The organism is Wandonia haliotis (genome assembly GCF_039523435.1).
GTDB classification, from domain to species: domain Bacteria; phylum Bacteroidota; class Bacteroidia; order Flavobacteriales_D; family Crocinitomicaceae; genus Wandonia; species Wandonia haliotis.
Genome location: NZ_BAAAFH010000022.1, coordinates 944,083 through 946,825 on the forward strand (window position 1 = coordinate 944,083; position 2,743 = coordinate 946,825).

The 2,743-nt window shown below is 44.5% G+C and carries 2 protein-coding genes; both read right to left on the reverse strand.

Features of this window, described 5'->3' with window-relative positions:
• On the reverse strand, positions 1 to 2,070 hold a 2,070-nt coding region (locus ABDZ97_RS16790), incomplete at its 3' end, for an Ig-like domain-containing protein (RefSeq protein ID WP_486389570.1).
• 236 nt (positions 2,071 to 2,306) lie between these two features.
• On the reverse strand, positions 2,307 to 2,743 hold a 437-nt coding region (locus ABDZ97_RS16795; protein WP_343790604.1), incomplete at its 5' end, for a T9SS type A sorting domain-containing protein.

The following is a 2,743-nucleotide window of genomic DNA, read 5'->3' on the forward strand; positions in this document are numbered from 1 at the left end:
GCTACCCGATGGTAGACCACTCAGGTCAACACTTCCCGTTGGGGTTGTGCAGTCCGGTTGGGTGATGGTGCCGACTACCAGAGCCGAAGGTGTAACAGGCGCTGTGTTGATAACAACATTTACCGTTGCACTGCTTACGCAGCCATCCGAATTCGTTACTGTATAGTTATACGTGCCCGAGGACAAACCACTCAAAGTAGTTGTCGTTCCACTGCCGTTGATTCCACCCGGGTTTATCGTCCAACTACCCGATGGTAGACCACTCAGGTCAACACTCCCCGTTGGGGTTGTGCAGTCCGGTTGGGTGATGGTGCCGACTACCGGAGCTGAAGGTGTAACAGGCGCTGTGTTGATAACCACATTTGCCGTTGCACTGCTTACGCAGCCATCCGAATTCGTTACTGTATAGTTATACGTTCCTGAGGACAGTCCATTTATCGTGGTAGTCGTTCCGCTGCCACTGATTCCGCCCGGATTTATCGTCCAGCTACCCGATGGTAGACCACTCAGGTCAACACTCCCCGTTGGGGTTGTGCAGTCCGGTTGAGTGATAGTACCGACTACCGGAGCCGAAGGTGCTGTTACATTAATTGTTGTATTTATACATGTTCCGGGGTTTCCGTCACATCCCACCGCAGCTCTTGCATAGTAAGTTGTTGTTGATGTTGGAGATACATTTATACTTGGTCCGGTATTAAAAGGAACACCTCCACAAGGAGCCGTGAACCACTCTGTTGTAGGACCACCATCTACTGCTGTTAATGTAACAGTTTCCCCAACACAAATATCAGAATCAGATACGGTAATACCTGAAATATCAACCGTACCGGTTGTAACATTAATAGTAACATCGCTTGAACAATATCCTACTTCAGCTCTGATCGTAACTGAACCGGTATAAGTACCCGGATCATATGTAGAGCCAGAAATAACACCTCCTCCGGACACAACAGACCAAGTTACTGCAGGGTTATTATGTGTTCCTCCAAGGGTATACGTTAATGCTCTTGTTTCTCCACATAAGTCTGTTATATCTGTGGTATTGGTAACTGTAGTATTCTGTCGGTAACGCAATACGGCTGATTGTCCGGTAAAATCATGTCCTGTTGCCCCACCACAGGCATTAGGTGATCCACAACCCGAATTGGAGGTAACATTGATACGATGATTTCCTGAAGTATTTGCATTAAAAGTGACTGTATTTGTCCCAACAGAACTAACAGGACCGTACCCTGCACAAGTTGTACCTGAACCCCAGGCCTGCATATAAGCTGTAGATAAAGCTGAGCCACATGTTGCTGTCCCCAGATTCTCAACCGTATAATTTATACCGTTCACTAACGAGAGTTCAGAATAAGTTCCGGAACCAGCACACCAGGTTCCCGACCAATTCGTACAACTTGGTGCGGTTGGAGTTGCTCCATTCGAGACAGCTGTATATCCTACCTCTGTTGGTACTCCTCCACTACCGGGAACAGTATACGTAATTCTTAAAACCGGACGTTTATTAACATCTGTTGAACCGTTCCCAACTCCATCTGACCCATGGATTCGAAAACCAAAGTTTCCTGAACTACGCAAAAAACCTAAGTTAACAGGTACTGTTGTGTTACTATTCAGAAAAGTAATCCCATTTGCATTAATTGCTCTGGTTTTCTGACCTGTTGGATCTAAATTGGCACTACTCGCTTCATGTCGGGGAGTAAGACCGATAGCATTCCATATCTGTGCAGCTGTCATTGATCCCGGGTTCCCGGTAAAGAATCGCATATGGTTGTTATCTGCAAAACCACTACTCGTCTCTACCCAAAAAATCACTTCAGCGGATGTAATTGTGGCACAAGAAGGTATGTAATTCTGAATTTCAAAGCGTGCCCATCCCCTGTTCTCCTGGCTAACCCCTGAATATAGATACCCATACGATTTGGTAGACGCATCATAAATACGTCCTGAATTCGGATTCACAGGTCCCGTACAGGGAACATCAACTATTGTTTGAGATATAACTGATCCTGTACTAAGGATAGATAATGCCAATGCAATACATCTGATACATTTCTGGAAAAACATACTGTTTATTTCTTTAATTAATCTTAAACCACACTCCACACATTTGTAGAATGAGCAACAAAATCAGTCTCAACAGATGCTTAACCCTTGTGATGTAGTAGTAGTCAGATCTGTTATATCGGTTCTGTCTTCACAATACGCAAAACGAACCTAAATAATTTTAAAACAAATATATACGCTATATATACTTCATTTCAAGAGGGGCTACCCCCTCAAATGAAATTTTTATATCTTCTTTATTTAATCACCACCTTAACAGGTTTCAATGTATGTTCTTTCTCTGAGTCAATGCGTAGTAAGTATACTCCACGAGATACTCCCAGATTGTGTAGCTGAACCAGCGTCTGTCCTTTCACTAATTCCGTGCCCTGTGCATACACGCGCTTTCCACTCATATCATACAAACCTATACGTACACTGCCCAAAGACTCCTTAACAGCTATCTCTACAAACAATTCATCACTCGCCGGATTCGGGTAAACATGTAATATATCTTCTGTTGCTTCACAAGAAGACTGGACGGGTCCGTACAACGTCTCAGCTCCATCCGTGTCCACCTGTATCAATCGGTAATACATCCCATTACCCTGCACGGAGGCATCTCGATACACATACGCGGATTCTGTATTCGTAGTACCAGCTCCCGCCAACTCGCCCACATAATCCCATTCAT